This window comes from Citrobacter sp. wls757, assembly GCF_005280935.1.
GTDB classification, from domain to species: domain Bacteria; phylum Pseudomonadota; class Gammaproteobacteria; order Enterobacterales; family Enterobacteriaceae; genus Citrobacter; species Citrobacter portucalensis.
In genome coordinates, this window is the sequence record NZ_SZWU01000041.1 from 7,855 (window position 1) to 8,204 (window position 350).

General features: G+C 60.0%; 1 pseudogene. It reads right to left on the reverse strand.

The annotated features are described in order from the left end of the window. Positions 1-273 (reverse strand): annotated as a pseudogene (locus tag FDW94_RS24175) (hydrolase); the annotation flags it as partial. Positions 274-350: the final 77 nt, after the last annotated feature.

Consider the following 350-nt stretch of genomic DNA (forward strand, 5'->3'; position numbering starts at 1 on the left):
GGCGCGTTGTTCCTGCCGGTCAAACAGGGTGTTGTCATCGTCTTCAATATCTCCGGCAAGGGACAGAAGCACGTCCTCACGGGCTGGCGTCCAGGCTGGCGCGACAAACAGTTCCTGTTTTGGTGCCCAGCGAAAACCCACGGCGTGTATCTTCTGATAAGTCTCATCATCGAGGCGTAACGCGGCATAAAGGCGTAATTTGTTGTCGTCCGGGGAGTACGTCGCCCGGTACGACTGCGCGGGGCTGTCTTCGGACGCGTGAGGCGGGGTCATGTCGGCAGTCAGTGCCAGTGCGGTGGATTGTGTCATGTGAGTTTCTCCTTCCTGTGGTTGCCGCCCCTCGCGGGGCG